Consider the following 13,954-nt stretch of genomic DNA (forward strand, 5'->3'; position numbering starts at 1 on the left):
GCTGGAACCGGCGGAACCAACTCAACCAACGGTCGTTGTTGGGTATTGTATTGCGAGTCACGAAGTGATGTTGCCTGCTCATTCCACAGTTCTTTTGGTTGAAGACGAGCCTCTGATCCGTCTTTTCCTGTCCGAGCTTCTCGAAGAGAATGGCTTCAGGGTTGTCGAGGCCGCCAATGGCGCCGAGGCTCTGGTGCTGATGGAGGCGGGGCTGCGGGTCGATGTGCTTCTCACCGATGTAGATATGCCGACCGGCTGCAGCGGGTTTGAGCTGGCTCATCGGGTGCAAGAGCTCTGGCCCGGCACCGAACTTCTGATCATGTCAGGGCGTCAATGGCCCTCGGTGGGAGATCTTCCGCCCGGAGCAGCCTTCCTGGCGAAACCATGCCCGAACGAGATCATCGTCTCCCATGTGGTTTCCGCAGCGGAGCGCAGGAAGCGCCTGTTCTATGTTGCTGAAACCACACGGCAGCCCACGGAGCGAGATTCCAACATCCTGCCCTTTCCGAAAACAGCCTAAATTCCTGAACTCGATCTTGCTGACGGCGTTGAGCGGACATAAGCTCTGCCGGAATTGACCTTCATCAGGGGGCCGGAGGCTGTAAACGCTCTTCGGAATGTCCGACCGAAGGTTGGTCAATATGCTTTTCGAGCCAAACTTGAGGCTGTCGACGAGCTTCCCCATTCCATTCCCGGAGGATTACATGGCCACCAAGACGACTGACGGAAAAGCCGGCGCGAAGAAGGCTGCAGACAAGCCTGCTGCCAAGAAGGCTGCCGGTTCCAAGCCCAACGCTCTTCAGCAGCCCCTGCAGCCGTCCAAGGAACTGGCCGTGATCGTGGGCTCGAACCCGCTGCCGCGCGGCGAGGTTGTGAGCAAGATGTGGGAGTACATCAAGAAGAACAACCTGCAGAACCCCGAGAACAAGCGCGAGATCCTGGCTGACGACAAGCTTCAGCCGATCTTCGGCAAGCCGAAGGTGACGATGTTCGAGATGAACAAGCACCTCGCCCAGCACCTGAAATAAGCGAATTCCGCTTCAGGCTGATCAGGAATCCTGCCGCCATTGATCGAGCGGCAGGATTTCCGGCCTCTGACCCGGGGCCTTCCTCCACGGGTCCACGGCCCACTCCGCCCCTGTGCGCTTTTCGGCGATCACCGCCGTGAAATGCGGGTAGCGGCCATCAAGGAAGAACCCCCGCGACTCCGGATGCTCCACCACATGATAGGTAAGGAGCCCGCGCTCCTGCAGAACCAGGAGCAGGCTGGTCGTATTTGCGGTTTCATCCAGACAATCCATCTGCCCGTGAACGCCCGACATCTGGGGCGGCGATCCCGGTACGTCCGGCCTCCCGCCTAAGGACGCGGCCAGATAGGCGGTGTAGGACCTGATCACCTCGGTCAGGGCTTGCCGCTCGGCAGCCGCTGAACCCTGCGCCGATCTCAGGATCCCGCTCGCCCGGTTCAGCAACCCCCCGTCGACCGAGAGAGCCAACCGCCGGGTGCATCCATACCCGTGACAGGCGATGATGCGGGCTCCCGCCGGTTCGACGTAGCCTCGCTCCGTGTACCATCCCTGAGCCGCCCGAGGTCCGGCGATGGCCGGAGCGCTCAGGGACAGGGGTGTCAGAACCGTCGAAAGGAGCAGTAGCGTCAGTCTCACGATGGGGGTACCTATCGGCTTCGCTTGCAGGGCTCTTGGCGATATAGGTCAAGCAGCCCGGCTGCCTATAGGTTAAGCTTGGTTGAGTTGAGCTACGACTTTCGAGGTTTTTTATGTCCCGCATCGTCTTCCTGAACGGTTCCTTCCTGCCGATCGAAGAGGCCAAGGTGCCTTTTATGGATCGAGGCTTTCTGTTCGGGGACGGGGTCTATGAAGGGATCGGCGTGCTCGACGGTCAGTTGATCGACAACGAGGCGCATCTTGAGCGTCTGGAGCGCTCCCTTGCCGAGGTGCGCATCCGCAATCCCTATTCGCGCGCCGAGTGGACCTCCCTGCAGCAGGAGATCGTCCGTCGCAACGGCATGGCGGAAGGGTTTATCTATTTCCAGGTCACCCGCGGCGTGGCCGAGCGCGACTTCTTCTTCCCCGAGAACGCCGAGCCCAGCGTGGCCATGTTCACCCAGGCCAAGTCCATCGCCGACGCCCCGGCAGCCCGGACCGGCATCGCGGTGGTAACCGTGCCGGACCAGCGCTGGGCGCGACGCGACATCAAGTCGATCAACCTGCTCGCCCAGGTGCTGGCCAAGCAGGCGGCCAAGGAGGCGGGCGCCCAGGAGGCCTGGCTGGTGGAGGACGGCTACGTGACCGAGGGCGGCTCGTCGAGTGGCTTCATCGTCACGAAGCAGGGCAGCATCGTCGTGCGCCCTCTCTCGAACGCCATTCTGCCCGGCATTACCCGCAAGTCCCTGCTGCGGCTCTCGGAAGAGGCCGGCATCCCGCTCGAAGAGCGTCGGTTTACGGTCGAGGAGGCTTACGATGCCGCCGAGGCCTTCCTCACCAGCGCGTCGAACTTCGTCCTGCCCATCGTGTCGATTGACGGACGTCCCGTGGCCGATGGAAAGCCCGGTCCCATCACGAAGCGGCTGCGTGAATTGTACCTGTCCATGGCCCGCGTCCCGGCCCTGGCCGCCGAATAGCTTTGCCGGAACCCGCCATCGGGTCGCTCGTTGCCTTTCCAAAGGAGCGACCCATGAAGCGTGTGCTGATCCTATCGACGATTCTGGCCGGCTGCCTCGGAACGGCGGCGCTCGCGCAGAACCCTGGGGTGCTGAATCAGCAGGCCCCGAATATGCCGGCGCCGAGCCAGATGCCGGCCGAGAAGGTGGAGCCCGACAGCAACCTCTCCGGCACCAATGGTCCCTCGTCGACAGGCTCGACCAAAACATTGAGCGATAAGCTTGAGCAGACCGACGGCGTGATCCGTCCGCCGGAAACCGCGACCCCCGACATCACGGTGCCGGCGCCCGTGCCCAATCCAGGCACCACTCCTGTCATACGCCCACCAGCGGGCCAGCAGGTCGATCCGAAATAAAGGAATTTTTAGGAGGCCGGGAGCTGCTTCCCGGCCGAGCGCCGCCGCTTGCCCTCGCGGGATCTGTTGTTCTCGCGAGGCTTGGCCTCAGGTGAACGCTCACTGCCGCTCTGCATGATCTGGGCGGCCACCTCGGAGATCTGGCGCCGCAGCTCATCGTTCTGGCCACCCGAGACTTCCATATTCGTAAGCCGCTCCTGAGCCTCATCGCGCTCCGCTTCGATCTCGCGGATGCGTTGCTCGAGGATCAAACCTCGCTCCTGCTCGGCGGCGATGCCTTTGGCGAGTTCCGCCAGGCGCAGGCGCTCGTCCGACAATTCGCTGTGCCGCTCGTTCAAAGCACGTTCGAAGTCGTTGCCTCGGGCAGTCTGGGTCATGAGACGGGTTTCCAGATCCGAGATGGTGATCCGCTTGGTGTCGAGATCGCTCAGGGCCGTTGTGAGCCGGCGCTCCATGTCGGCAAACTCCGTCTCCAGGCGGGCCAGCTTCTCCTCCGCATGAAGGAGTTCGGTCTTCGTCCTGGAGCGCTCGTGCTGGGTGAGTTCCAGCTCCATGCGGGTGTTGGACAGCTCGTTGAGAGTTGCCCGGTGGGCGTTCTCAAGGGCCGTGAGGGTTTCGCGGGTGCTCGCGAGAAATGTCTTGGTTTGCGCGAGATCTTCATCGGTCGCCGCCAGACGCGTCTGGGTGCTGGCGAGACTGACTTCGAGCTGGGCCACATTCTGGTCGCGCTGGGCCAGGGTGCTTTCGAGAGCCTCGATGCGGATCGCCCGCCGGCCCAGCTCCTCCATGCTCTCCCGCTTGTAGGCCAGCGCCTCTTCCGCCTTGCGCTCGATTCTCCGCTGAAGCACGGCGAATTCAGCGCGCAGGTGGTCCTTTTCCGCCGTCAGTTCTGAGATCGACATGGGAAAAAGCGCCTCGGCCCGGCGGCGGGCGAGACGCTCCGCGCGGGCGTTGACGGCTGGGATGATCAGAAGCGCGATTAGGGATGCTACGACGAACCCCAACGCGAAAATCATGATTGTTTCGATCACGCGAACGCCAACTCCAAGGTGCTTGACCGGTAACGCTCAAGCACCTTGCCTTGTGCCTGCGCAGCTTTCTAGAACAGTAATGCTCCAGACGGCCCGTTGTAGCGCATCCGAGGGCAGTTTCCACTGCCTCGGAGTTGGCACTCGCTCGCTTACGTAGCCTAGAAGGGGTTCCAGGTGGGCTCTGAGGTAAACTTCAGATAGCCGATATTGACGCCAAGGCGGGCTCCGACCCCGGCACGGATCGGCACCACGATCATCTCGTCCGCCGCCACGGCCGTCACGCCGAAGCCGCCGATGAAATAGGCCGAGCCGTCGACGCCGACGAAGCGCTTATAGAGCGCATCCGTGAAGGGCATGTTGTAGACCAGCATCATGGTGCGGGCGCCATCGCCGCCCACGTCGAAGCCAAGCGAAGGGCCCTGCCAGAAGATGCGGCGATCCCCGGCGTTGCGGGTGAAGAGCTTGCCCTCGCCGTAGCGCAGGCCGCCGAAGAAGGCCCCGGAGGCTTCCTGCCCCAGGATATAGCCGTTGGGTTCGCCCCAGCGGCGGATCGCCTCCTGAAGGGCAAGGGCAATGCCGCGGGAGGCCGAGCCGAAGAACTGATGGCCAGACTCGACCAATTCATCGGACCGGAAGGATTCCGGGCTGCCGGGATTGGCAGCATAGGCGCGCTGGACGGTTTGGGCCGATGCCTGCAGGGGCAGGGCGCTGATCAGGGCGGCAAATGCCGCAGCCGCAAGAAATGTGGACCGGGAGCGCATGGGCTATCTCCTCGCATGAGACAGGGGACAATCCGGCCGTCATGGGCCGAAAGGCTGCTATCGAGGCCCGAACCTTACGGTCATCAACCCTAACAATCTCTGTACGGAATGCCGTTGAACGGGCTCGCGGCTGTTCCGAGCCCGAATTAACCCGGCCCTTGGCAAGAGAATCAGCTGGAGAAAAGGGAAGGCTCAGGCGGCCGAGGCCGATACAGGCAGATCCAGCCGAGGCGCCAAGGCCGCGTCGCCGATGGCCGCGAAGGGGCCGTTCCGATAGCCCTTGCTCTCATGGCCGTAGGTGAGGGGGGCTCCCCCCGGTCCGACCACGCTGCCGCCGGCGCAAGTGAGGATGTGGTCACCTGCCGCCGTGTCCCATTCCATGGTCGGGCCGCAGCGCACATAGACGTCGGCCTCGCCGGAGGCGATGAGGCAGAACTTCAGGGCCGAGGAGGTCATGCGTCTCGTGCCGATCGACAGGACCGACAGGCAGGCCTCCGTGGCGATGTCGCCGTGGCGGCGGCTCACCAAGGCCACGAGATCCTTCTCCGGCGCCGGGCGCACCTTCGCGTCTCGCCAGCTGAAATCGGTTCCCTGGCCATCGGGCAGGGCGCTCACCCGGGCACGCTCGCCGGCGATCCAGATCGACCCCATGGCCGGCGCGGACACCACGGCCGCCATGGGCCGGTCGCCCCGGATCAACGCGATGTTGACGCTGTACTCGCCCGTGCCGTGAATGAAGTCACCAGTGCCGTCGAGGGGATCGACCAGGAAGAAATAATCGTCCGTCTGGACCGTGCTGGAGGTTTCCTCCGCGATCACCGGAACGCCGTCCCAGGCCTCGTTCAGTCGCTGGATGATCAGCTCCTCGGCTGCGAGGTCGGCAGCCGTCGTGGGGGTTCCGTCGTCCTTGATGCGCTTGTCCACCAGCGCGGTCTCCATGCCGCGCAGGACACGCCCTGCCTCTAAGGCGATGTGAGCCAACTTCAGGGCGATCTCGTCGGGGTTCTGTCCATCGAAGCGCATCATGGATTTGTGCCTGTTCCCGCGCGGGCTGTCGATGTCTTTTTGCCCGCTTTTCAAAGAACTCTGAGCCGGGTATCCCGGTTCACGTTCTCTTTCCTGTTTGGCTGTATTCGTGCCCGTCGAAGTTCCGATTTCATGAATGAACAGCTGACGTTACGCCGTCTCCGGAGCCCTCATGGCCACGATTTCCCTCGATTCGCTCGATCTCGCCGCTCTCCTCTGCTCACGCGTCTGCCATGACGTGATCTCGCCGGTGGGTGCGATCGTCAACGGGCTCGAGGTGCTGGAGGACGACAGCGACGCCTCCATGCGCGACTTCGCGCTCGACCTGATTCAGAAGAGCGCCAGGCAGGCGTCTGCCCGCCTCCAGTTCGCCCGTCTCGCATTCGGGGCGGCTGGTTCCGCCGGCGCCTCGATCGACCTCGGCGATGCCGAGCAGGTGGCTCGCGGGCTCTTCCTCGACGACAAGATCAGCTTCTCGTGGTCGTCGCCCCGGCTCCTGTTCCCGAAGAACCGGGTGAAGCTGCTCCTCAACCTGGTGATGATCGCCACCACGGCCATCCCGCGGGGCGGCTCGATTGCCGTGACGGTCACGGGAGATGCCGAGAGCTGCGCCTTCACCATCGTGTCGAAGGGCCTGAACGCCCGCATTCCCGCCCATTCCGAGGCGCTCCTCGCCGGCGATTCGGAGACGGGCACTGTGGATGCCCACGGCATTCAGATCTTCTACGCCGGCATGGTGGCCCGCGCGTCGAACATGACCATCGCTTTCTCCATCGAGGGCGACGAGGTGACGATCAAGGCTGCCACGGCATAAGGCTGCCGACGATCCTTTTCGAAACTCAAAAAAGAAAAGCCCGGCTGAATGCCGGGCTTTTTCGTATCGATGGAGCTTCGCGTCAGATCGCTATCCGCTCTTCGGCCTCGGTCGGCTCGCGCAGCACGTAGCCGCGGCCCCAGACGGTCTCGATGTAGTTGCGGCCCTGCGAAGCATTGGCGAGCTTCTTGCGGAGCTTGCAGATGAAGACGTCGATGATCTTCAGCTCCGGCTCGTCCATGCCGCCATAGAGGTGGTTAAGGAACATCTCCTTGGTCAGGGTCGTGCCCTTACGCAGGGAGAGAAGCTCCAGCATCTGGTATTCCTTGCCAGTGAGGTGTACGCGGGCGCCGCCGACTTCGACCGTCTTGGTGTCGAGGTTGACGATCAGGTCCCCGGTGGTGATCACCGACTGGGCGTGACCCTTCGAGCGGCGCACGATCGCATGGATGCGGGCCACCATCTCGTCCTTGTGGAACGGCTTGGTGAGATAATCGTCGGCGCCGAAGCCGAGACCCTTCACCTTGTCCTCGATGCCGGCCATGCCGGAGAGGATCAGGATCGGCGTCTTCACCTTCGCGACGCGGAGGGTCCGCAGAACCTCGTATCCCGACATGTCGGGCAGGTTCAGGTCGAGAAGGATGATGTCGTAATCGTAGAGTTTGCCGAGGTCGATGCCCTCTTCTCCGAGATCCGTCGTGTAGATATTAAAGTTCTCGGACTTCAGCATCAGTTCGATGCTTTGCGCTGTCGCGCTGTCGTCTTCGATCAGAAGTACGCGCATGTTCAATCCCCAGCCCTTGCCCTTGAGCTTTGAAACAGCGGAAGGCTGTTCATCCGCCGCCGGGCTTGGGGCGGATGCTCTTTTGAACTGATTCGAAACGCTAGTACGGAATGGTTAACAAACCCTGATTCTGGGACGCAAGCGCTTAACGAACTTGACAGGCAGATCATCCGCCGAAGGCCATTATCCTGTGGATTCTGGGTAACCATAGGGAACCGCCTTACAACATCCCAAAAGCTTATTATCCAAGCGTTTCAGCCTTTGTCCGGAGAGGGACCCGAGGGAACCACAACCGTGACAAGGCCAGTGTTAACGAAATCGGTAAACGAATGGTTTACGAGGCCCGCAAGACGCAAGCCTGAGGCAAGATTTCGCCCAGGAGGTTGAGATCACAGGAATTTTTTGTCGGCCCCGGTAAGGAAAGCTCAACCTCCGTCGGCGATGGTGTCGCATGTCTGGCGGATAACTGAGCGATCCGTGAGGCGAAATGAAACAGCGACGTGTGGAGTTGAATCAAGATGAAGTCGCGGGACACGCTCATCCGCCTCAAGCGCTTTCAAGTCGACGAGAAACGTCGCCGGGTGGCGCAGATCGAGATGATGATCGCCGAGTTCGACCGCATGGCGGCTGACCTTGATCGGGAAATCGCAGCGGAAGAGCAGAAGGCCGGTATCACCGACCTCAACCACTTTGCCTATCCGACCTACGCGCGCGCTGCGGCCCAAAGGCGGGACAACCTTCGCCTCTCGGCTCAGAACCTGCACATCCAGCTCGACGATGCGAAAGCCGAGCTCGGAGAGGCGTTCGAGGATTTGAAGCGGGCCGAGAGCCTCGAGGATCGCGAGCGTTCCATGGATGCGGCCATCAGCCAGGCCGGCCAGGGCCGCGTGGTTCGCGCCACGGCCTGAAACCCCGCCGCACCGAAATCTTAAAAAGGCGCGCCGGTCTGGCGCGCCTTTTTCATGTCTGCGGCACCAGCAGCGGAATATGGGGCGCCGCCTCCCGGGGGAGGAAGCCGTGAAGGCGCGGATCGTCCGCGACCTCGATGGCGCGCCGGTACGGCGTGAAGCCCGAGCGCATATAGAAAGTGAGGGCGCCGGGGGAGTCGAGCGTGCAGGTATGGACGAAGAAGCGCTGTGCCGGCCGGGTGAAGGCACGGCGGATGGCCTCGTTCATCAGGAACCTGCCCGCTCCCTTGCCGATGAAGCCGGGTACCAATCCCAGAAAGGCGAGTTCCACCTCGTCGTCAGGGCGGAAGTCCAGTTCGAGCAAGCCCACATCCCCGGTTCCGTCATGAAGCGCGTAAGCCTCCACCTTCGGGTCGTCGAGGATCGCAGCGAGTTGGTCATCCGGCATCATCGCCCGGCTGAACCAGAGCCAGGGCTCGCCCACCGCACGGAACAAGGACCGGTAGCGCGGCCGGTCATGATCGATGCGCTGAAGCGTCCAGGCTTGCGGCTGCTGGATCGGAGAGCGGTCCGGCGGCTTTCTCATCTTGAGATAAGTGACAATGGTCGCAATCTTGCCAAGGGGCAGGTCGGTATAGCCGTCGAGGTTGAGAGCCACTGCCGATGTGCTCGTCATGAGGAGTCAGCCTTTGGGGTCGTCGAGAAACAAGGCCGCTTGATAAAGCGATCACTTCTCCCCGTCACGCCTTCCGGTTGGACTTTATGTCATGGACCTCCACGCCAATATCCCCTTGCAGACCAAGGGGATTGTGGGCACAGAAGAGCCAATGAGGGAGATGTGCCGGCTCGATGAAGAATGTGCGTGAGTTCATTTGGCCCGTGATCGGGCTGCTGGCCGTCATCATCTCCGGCTGGCTTCTCTACCGCGAACTGCGTGGCATGTCCCTGGACGATGTGTGGGACAGCCTGACCGCCGTTCCCTCCCACCGTTACGCTCTCGCCGGCCTCTCGACCCTTTTCGCCTATGCGGCGCTCGCCTGGTACGACCGGATCGCGCTTCTCCACCTCGGCGTCCGCCACATCTCCTGGCTGTTCGTGTCCGTCACGTCGTTCACGACCTATGCACTCTCCCACAATATCGGGGCGTCGGTCTTCTCCGGTGCCGTCGTGCGCTACCGGGCCTATACCTCGAAAGGCCTGAGCGCCCCGCAGATTGCCGTGCTGGTAGCCCTCTGCTCCTTCACTTTCGGGCTCGGCACCATCCTGCTGGGCGGCATCACTCTCGTGGCCGACCCGACACTCCTGCATCGGCTGGAAGAGCTTCTGCCCTCGATGCTGACCAATCCGGCCACCGCCCGCATTGTCGGGCTGCTGCTGCTCGGCTTCGTGGCGCTCTACGTGGTCGGATCGGTCCTGCACCTTCCGCCGCTCGTCGTTCGCAAGGCCAAGCTCGAATATCCCCGCCCGGCCATCATGGTGCGCCAGCTGATCGCCGCGCCGCTGGAGCTTCTGGGCGCTGCCGGCATCATCTATTTCGTGCTCCCGGCGCATCTGGAGCCGAGCTTCATCGTCGTGCTCGCCGTGTTCCTGGCGTCGTTCTCGGCGGCCCTGGTGAGCCATGCCCCCGGCGGTCTCGGGGTGTTCGAACTCGTCTTCCTCACGGCCATGCCGGACATCCCCAAGGCCGATGTGCTGGCGGCGCTCATCATCTTCCGCCTGTTCTATCTCCTGGTCCCCTTCGGTCTGTCGCTGGTGGTCGTCCTTCTGTTCGAGCGGGCACGGCTCGCCCAGGCCTGGCGTGGCCGGATCGTCGCCGACGGTTCCGTGCCGCCGCCGCCGCTGTCGTCGTCCGACCAGTAAGGATAGAAGAGCGCGAACGCTCAGGCCGGGCGCCGACCCGGCTCGGGCACGGCAATGCCGGCCTGCATGTATTCATTGAGCTTGTTGCGCAGGGTGCGGATCGAGATGCCGAGGATCCGGGCCGCATGGGTTCGATTGCCGATGCAGGACGCGAGCGTGTCGAGGATCAGGTGCCGCTCCACGTCGGCGAGGGTCCGACCAACCAGAATCTGCCTGAGGGTCTGAATTGTCTGCTCCTGGACGGCAGGGGAGGGCGAAGCGGCTAGCGCTTCGAGGGAGGCTGAAAGTTCCAACAGATCCTGGGTGCCGAGCACGTTGAGAGCCTGCCTTTAGGAGAGGTGATTCAGGAGTTTATGCTCATCTTATGGTTAGGAAGCTCTTAACGGCTGAGCTTCAGGCATCGAATTCTTGAACCTGAAAATGGAAAAGGCGCTGGCTCGGGTGAGCAGCGCCTCGTCGTCGGGTCTGCCGGCGTGCTTACTGCCGGTACTGCTGGATGCGCGTGGTGCGCAGGCCGGCCAAGCCGTGCTGGTCGATGGAGAGCTGCCAGCTCAGGAACTCCTCGGTGGTCAGGGTGTAACGCTGGCAGGCTTCTTCAAGGCTCAGGAGACCGCCGCGGACGGCGGCAACAACCTCGGCCTTGCGGCGGATAACCCAGCGACGGGTGCTGGTAGGGGGAAGGTCGGCAATCGTCAGGGGACTGCCATCAGGCCCAATGACATACTTGACCCTTGGGCGGTGGGGTTCGGTCATGATACGCTCACACAAAAATTCAACGACCTCAGTGGCTCGAACCTACGCGACGGGACTTAATGTTTTCCTAAGCCCAATCAGGCGGTTATCGAGAGTGCCTAAGCTTAGCCATAAACATTAACATTGGCTTATTTCGGCGCACTTTCCCTTTTAAGAATTGTGGCGAATGAGCATCGGGACCCAAAAATGAACCTGCATTTTTGGGTCCCGATGCTCATTGTCTGAGCTGACGCATCGTATGGTCGGACCCAGAGGGCCAAGCAGTGAAAACGGGTCCACTTTTCCGCACGATGCGCTATAGGGAGACTTTGGCCCCTCCCGTGCGCCGCCTTGAACGGCGCCTCTGGATGGAATTATGCTCAACTCACTTAACCTGCCTACAGAACCCTCGAAGACCCGCGTCGTGGTTGCGATGTCGGGCGGCGTGGACTCCTCCGTCGTCGCGGCCCTGCTCAAGCGCGAGGGCTATGACGTCATCGGGATCACGCTCCAGCTCTATGATCATGGGGCTGCCGCCCACCGCAAAGGCGCCTGCTGCGCCGGCCAGGACATCTACGATGCCCGGCGGGTGGCGGAGGCCATCGGCATCCCACACTACGTGCTCGACTACGAGGCCCGCTTCCGCGAGGCCGTGATCGACCGCTTCACCCAGAGCTATCTGGAGGGCGAGACGCCGATCCCCTGCGTCGAGTGCAACCGCTCGATCAAGTTCCGCGATCTCCTGGAGACCGCCCGGGAGCTCGGCGGCGATGTGCTCGCGACAGGCCATTACGTAGCAAGCCGTGCTCTGCCGGATGGGCGCAGGGCGCTGCATCGGGCGGCTGATCCGGACCGGGACCAGAGCTACTTCCTGTATGCCACCACGCCGCAGCAGCTGGATTTCCTGCGCTTCCCCCTCGGCGAGCTGCCGAAGGATCAGGTCAGAGAGCTGGCGCGTGAGTTCGGGCTCACTGTAGCGGAAAAGGCCGACAGCCAGGACATCTGCTTCGTCACGCAAGGCCGCTACAGCGACGTGATCGAGCGCCTGAAGCCCGGCGCGGTGCAGGGCGGTGAGATCGTCCATATCGACGGCCGGGTGCTTGGGCGCCACGAGGGCATCATCCATTACACGGTGGGGCAGCGGAAGGGCCTGGGCCTCTCCGTCGGCGAGCCGCTCTATGTGGTGCGTCTCGAGGCCAAGGAGGCCCGCGTGGTGGTTGGCCCTCGGGAGGCGCTGGCCACCCGGCTGATCCGCGTGACGGACGTGAACTGGCTCGGCGACGTGCCCCTCGACTCCTTAAGCGAGAAGGGCATGGAGGTGGCCGTGCGGGTGCGCTCCACGCGCGAACCGCGCTCGGCGATCCTTCGATCCACAGGAACCAGCACTACGGTCGAGCTGTTATCGGCGGAAGACGGGGTGTCTCCCGGTCAAGCTTGTGTCATCTATGAGAGCGATGCTCCGCGGGCACGTGTGCTTGGCGGGGGAACGATTGCTCGCACAATGGCCGAAGCCGCAACCGCCGCGGCCTGAGGCCTCGACCGAAGGGACCTTTATGACGGATGGAGCGACCACCGTTCTGATGCGCAAGGCTTATGCGCGTTGGGCGCCGATCTACGACCTCGTCTACGACAAGCTCACCGAGCCGGCCGCCCGCGCCGCCGTGAACGCCGCTGTCGCCTGTGGGCCGAAGGTGCTGGAGGCCGGCGTGGGCACGGGCCTTTCCCTTGGCTATTATCCCATGCATGCCGAGGTCTACGGGGTCGATCTCTCCGAGGACATGCTCCGCCGGGCCCAGGAGAAGGTCGACAGGCGAGGCCTCACCCATGTGAGGAGTCTGCAGGTAATGGACGTCACCCGCCTCGGCTTCCCGGACGGCACTTTCGATGCGGTCACGGCGCAGTTCATCATCACCCTGGTGCCTGAGCCGGAGACGGCGCTGGACGAGTTCATGCGCGTGCTCAGGCCCGGCGGCGAGATCGTGCTCGCCAACCACTGGGGGCAGCCCTCCGGCCCCATCGCGGCGGTCGAGGAGATGGTTTCCCCCATCGCCAAGGCCATCGGCTGGAGCTCGGCCTTCAAGGCCTCGCGCGTCGAGAATTGGGCTCAGCGGACGGGACACATGGAGGTCGTGGAACTGAGGTCCCTGTTCCCGAGCGGCTTCTTCAAGCTCATGAGAATCAAGAAGAAAGCCTGATGGCTCGGGGAGACCGGAGGAGCCGGGTCTTCGTCGCCAGGACGTGACTTTCGGGGACCTGGCCCTATCTCTAAAGGCAGGGCACCTCCAGATCACGAAAGCACTTCCGATGCGCCTTTTCATGTTCACCTCCCAGGCCAAGGACGACCTTCACGCTTTTGCAGGAGATGAATCCGGCACCAAGCTTCCGGCCAAATACGCTCCCTGGGGGCTGACCGGCACGCTGAACTCCCGCGAGACCCCGCCGCACAAGTTCTCCCGCAAGGCTATCGAGCAGGCGGTCTCGAGCGAAGGCTTCCAGCTCTGGCGGATGAAGCCCAAGGGCTGACCGAAGCGACCCTTCATTCAACCCCGGACGAGTGCAGGTCTTCAGCTGCGTCGCGCCGAAATCTTCCCGTCCAGGCGCATGACCGACGGGGTGGCGACAAATCCGTATTTTCCCAGCGGGTCTTTCTTGACACCTGGGGTCAACCTTCCCTATATCGCGCTTGCCTGACGCGGGGTCCGCCCCGCTACCTGGGGCGGAGTAGCTCAGTTGGTTAGAGCAGAGGAATCATAATCCTTGTGTCGGGAGTTCAAATCTCTCCTCCGCTACCATTGATCAGTTAAGCGATCGAAATAACTAGAAGTTTTATCTTTGGCCTCGTATCGGTAGCGCCTCCAGCACGAAGAGCTCAATAACTTCCGTTGGCTGAGCGGGCATTTGCATTGATTGCGAGCGTCCACTTTCGACCGATGCTGTTCTCTAATGGGTCAAGGGGCAACTCTCCAATCCTGAGCGGTTTTGCGATCCCAAAGGGTTTCTGC

17 protein-coding genes, 1 tRNA gene and 1 pseudogene are annotated in these 13,954 nt (G+C 62.5%); 11 read left to right on the forward strand and 8 right to left on the reverse strand.

The features are described 5' to 3' along the window. Positions 1-67 precede the first annotated feature (67 nt). Both JKL45_RS23620 and JKL45_RS23625 read left to right on the forward strand, forming a co-directional pair. A complete protein-coding gene (locus tag JKL45_RS23620) occupies positions 68-520 on the forward strand; it encodes a response regulator (protein ID WP_246498873.1) in 453 nt (150 codons plus the stop codon). Positions 521-704: 184 nt separating this feature from the next. Then, positions 705-1,028, forward strand: a complete 324-nt coding sequence (locus tag JKL45_RS23625; RefSeq protein ID WP_036356729.1) for an SWIB/MDM2 domain-containing protein — start codon at positions 705-707, stop codon at positions 1,026-1,028. 21 nt (positions 1,029-1,049) lie between these two features. On the opposite strand, the gene JKL45_RS23630 is transcribed toward JKL45_RS23625, so the two are convergent. Next, positions 1,050-1,664, reverse strand: coding sequence for a hypothetical protein (locus JKL45_RS23630; RefSeq protein WP_201864250.1), 615 nt, complete (start codon positions 1,662-1,664; stop codon positions 1,050-1,052). Between the two features lie 113 nt (positions 1,665-1,777). Between JKL45_RS23630 and JKL45_RS23635 the strand changes: the two genes are divergently transcribed. Both JKL45_RS23635 and JKL45_RS23640 read left to right on the forward strand, forming a co-directional pair. Next, positions 1,778-2,641, forward strand: coding sequence for a D-amino-acid transaminase (locus JKL45_RS23635; RefSeq protein ID WP_201864251.1), 864 nt, complete (start codon positions 1,778-1,780; stop codon positions 2,639-2,641). Positions 2,642-2,694: 53 nt separating this feature from the next. Continuing rightward, complete coding sequence (locus tag JKL45_RS23640) at positions 2,695-3,036, forward strand: hypothetical protein (RefSeq protein ID WP_201864252.1); 342 nt, start codon at positions 2,695-2,697, stop codon at positions 3,034-3,036. An 8-nt stretch (positions 3,037-3,044) separates the two neighbouring features. On the opposite strand, the gene JKL45_RS23645 is transcribed toward JKL45_RS23640, so the two are convergent. The 3 genes from JKL45_RS23645 to JKL45_RS23655 all read right to left on the reverse strand — a co-directional run bounded on the left by JKL45_RS23645 (position 3,045) and on the right by JKL45_RS23655 (position 5,854). Then, a complete protein-coding gene (locus JKL45_RS23645) occupies positions 3,045-4,052 on the reverse strand; it encodes a coiled-coil domain-containing protein (RefSeq protein WP_201864253.1) in 1,008 nt (335 codons plus the stop codon). A gap of 173 nt (positions 4,053-4,225) precedes the next feature. Beyond that, positions 4,226-4,828 carry a DUF1134 domain-containing protein gene (locus tag JKL45_RS23650; RefSeq protein WP_201864254.1) on the reverse strand — a complete coding sequence of 201 codons (603 nt, stop codon included), beginning with the start codon at positions 4,826-4,828 and terminating at the stop codon, positions 4,226-4,228. Between the two features lie 192 nt (positions 4,829-5,020). Further along, a complete protein-coding gene (locus JKL45_RS23655; protein ID WP_201864255.1) occupies positions 5,021-5,854 on the reverse strand; it encodes a 3'(2'),5'-bisphosphate nucleotidase CysQ family protein in 834 nt (277 codons plus the stop codon). A gap of 172 nt (positions 5,855-6,026) precedes the next feature. Between JKL45_RS23655 and chpT the strand changes: the two genes are divergently transcribed. Beyond that, positions 6,027-6,668 (forward strand): histidine phosphotransferase ChpT, encoded by a 642-nt coding sequence (chpT, locus tag JKL45_RS23660; RefSeq protein WP_201864256.1) that lies wholly within the window; start codon positions 6,027-6,029, stop codon positions 6,666-6,668. A gap of 82 nt (positions 6,669-6,750) precedes the next feature. Here chpT and ctrA read toward each other — a convergent pair whose 3' ends face one another. Further along, the gene (gene ctrA, locus JKL45_RS23665) at positions 6,751-7,452 is read right to left on the reverse strand and encodes a response regulator transcription factor CtrA (RefSeq protein ID WP_036356746.1); all 702 of its coding nucleotides are present in this window, start codon (positions 7,450-7,452) and stop codon (positions 6,751-6,753) included. A gap of 518 nt (positions 7,453-7,970) precedes the next feature. On the opposite strand from ctrA, the gene JKL45_RS23670 reads away from it, so the two are divergent. After that, positions 7,971-8,360 carry a flagellar export protein FliJ gene (locus JKL45_RS23670; protein WP_183447320.1) on the forward strand — a complete coding sequence of 130 codons (390 nt, stop codon included), beginning with the start codon at positions 7,971-7,973 and terminating at the stop codon, positions 8,358-8,360. A 52-nt stretch (positions 8,361-8,412) separates the two neighbouring features. On the opposite strand, the gene JKL45_RS23675 is transcribed toward JKL45_RS23670, so the two are convergent. Further along, a complete protein-coding gene (locus tag JKL45_RS23675; protein ID WP_201864257.1) occupies positions 8,413-9,036 on the reverse strand; it encodes a GNAT family N-acetyltransferase in 624 nt (207 codons plus the stop codon). Between the two features lie 173 nt (positions 9,037-9,209). On the opposite strand from JKL45_RS23675, the gene JKL45_RS23680 reads away from it, so the two are divergent. Then, entirely contained in the window at positions 9,210-10,220 is a 1,011-nt protein-coding gene (locus JKL45_RS23680) for a lysylphosphatidylglycerol synthase domain-containing protein (protein WP_201864258.1), read from the forward strand. Between the two features lie 20 nt (positions 10,221-10,240). On the opposite strand, the pseudogene JKL45_RS23685 reads toward JKL45_RS23680, so the two are convergent. Both JKL45_RS23685 and sciP read right to left on the reverse strand, forming a co-directional pair. Next, positions 10,241-10,429, reverse strand: a pseudogene (locus tag JKL45_RS23685) (helix-turn-helix domain-containing protein); the annotation flags it as partial. A 268-nt stretch (positions 10,430-10,697) separates the two neighbouring features. Further along, on the reverse strand, positions 10,698-10,973 hold the full coding sequence (gene sciP / locus JKL45_RS23690) for a CtrA inhibitor SciP (RefSeq protein ID WP_036356763.1): 276 nt from the start codon (positions 10,971-10,973) through the stop codon (positions 10,698-10,700). Between the two features lie 355 nt (positions 10,974-11,328). Between sciP and mnmA the strand changes: the two genes are divergently transcribed. From mnmA to JKL45_RS23710, 4 genes are all read left to right on the forward strand, one after another. Next, entirely contained in the window at positions 11,329-12,483 is a 1,155-nt protein-coding gene (mnmA, locus tag JKL45_RS23695) for a tRNA 2-thiouridine(34) synthase MnmA (protein ID WP_201864259.1), read from the forward strand. A gap of 22 nt (positions 12,484-12,505) precedes the next feature. Then, positions 12,506-13,147: a class I SAM-dependent methyltransferase gene (locus JKL45_RS23700; RefSeq protein WP_201864260.1), complete on the forward strand. Its 642-nt coding sequence runs from the start codon at positions 12,506-12,508 to the stop codon at positions 13,145-13,147. 121 nt (positions 13,148-13,268) lie between these two features. Further along, positions 13,269-13,475, forward strand: coding sequence for a hypothetical protein (locus JKL45_RS23705; protein ID WP_246498875.1), 207 nt, complete (start codon positions 13,269-13,271; stop codon positions 13,473-13,475). Between the two features lie 192 nt (positions 13,476-13,667). Beyond that, positions 13,668-13,744, forward strand: a tRNA-Met gene (locus JKL45_RS23710). Positions 13,745-13,954: the final 210 nt, after the last annotated feature.

This window comes from Microvirga soli (assembly GCF_016734765.1).
GTDB lineage: Bacteria > Pseudomonadota > Alphaproteobacteria > Rhizobiales > Beijerinckiaceae > Microvirga > Microvirga soli.

Coding starts and splice junctions, on each gene's coding strand:
- JKL45_RS23645 (WP_201864253.1), bottom strand. CDS start 4,052: ATGATTTTCGCGTTGGGGTTCGTCGTAGCATCCCTAATCGCGCTTCTG.
- JKL45_RS23655 (WP_201864255.1), bottom strand. CDS start 5,854: ATGATGCGCTTCGATGGACAGAACCCCGACGAGATCGCCCTGAAGTTG.
- ctrA (WP_036356746.1), bottom strand. CDS start 7,452: ATGCGCGTACTTCTGATCGAAGACGACAGCGCGACAGCGCAAAGCATC.
- JKL45_RS23680 (WP_201864258.1), top strand. CDS start 9,210: ATGAAGAATGTGCGTGAGTTCATTTGGCCCGTGATCGGGCTGCTGGCC.
- JKL45_RS23675 (WP_201864257.1), bottom strand. CDS start 9,036: ATGACGAGCACATCGGCAGTGGCTCTCAACCTCGACGGCTATACCGAC.
- chpT (WP_201864256.1), top strand. CDS start 6,027: ATGGCCACGATTTCCCTCGATTCGCTCGATCTCGCCGCTCTCCTCTGC.
- JKL45_RS23650 (WP_201864254.1), bottom strand. CDS start 4,828: ATGCGCTCCCGGTCCACATTTCTTGCGGCTGCGGCATTTGCCGCCCTG.
- JKL45_RS23700 (WP_201864260.1), top strand. CDS start 12,506: ATGACGGATGGAGCGACCACCGTTCTGATGCGCAAGGCTTATGCGCGT.
- JKL45_RS23635 (WP_201864251.1), top strand. CDS start 1,778: ATGTCCCGCATCGTCTTCCTGAACGGTTCCTTCCTGCCGATCGAAGAG.
- JKL45_RS23670 (WP_183447320.1), top strand. CDS start 7,971: ATGAAGTCGCGGGACACGCTCATCCGCCTCAAGCGCTTTCAAGTCGAC.
- mnmA (WP_201864259.1), top strand. CDS start 11,329: ATGCTCAACTCACTTAACCTGCCTACAGAACCCTCGAAGACCCGCGTC.
- JKL45_RS23705 (WP_246498875.1), top strand. CDS start 13,269: ATGTTCACCTCCCAGGCCAAGGACGACCTTCACGCTTTTGCAGGAGAT.
- sciP (WP_036356763.1), bottom strand. CDS start 10,973: ATGACCGAACCCCACCGCCCAAGGGTCAAGTATGTCATTGGGCCTGAT.
- JKL45_RS23625 (WP_036356729.1), top strand. CDS start 705: ATGGCCACCAAGACGACTGACGGAAAAGCCGGCGCGAAGAAGGCTGCA.
- JKL45_RS23640 (WP_201864252.1), top strand. CDS start 2,695: ATGAAGCGTGTGCTGATCCTATCGACGATTCTGGCCGGCTGCCTCGGA.
- JKL45_RS23620 (WP_246498873.1), top strand. CDS start 68: ATGTTGCCTGCTCATTCCACAGTTCTTTTGGTTGAAGACGAGCCTCTG.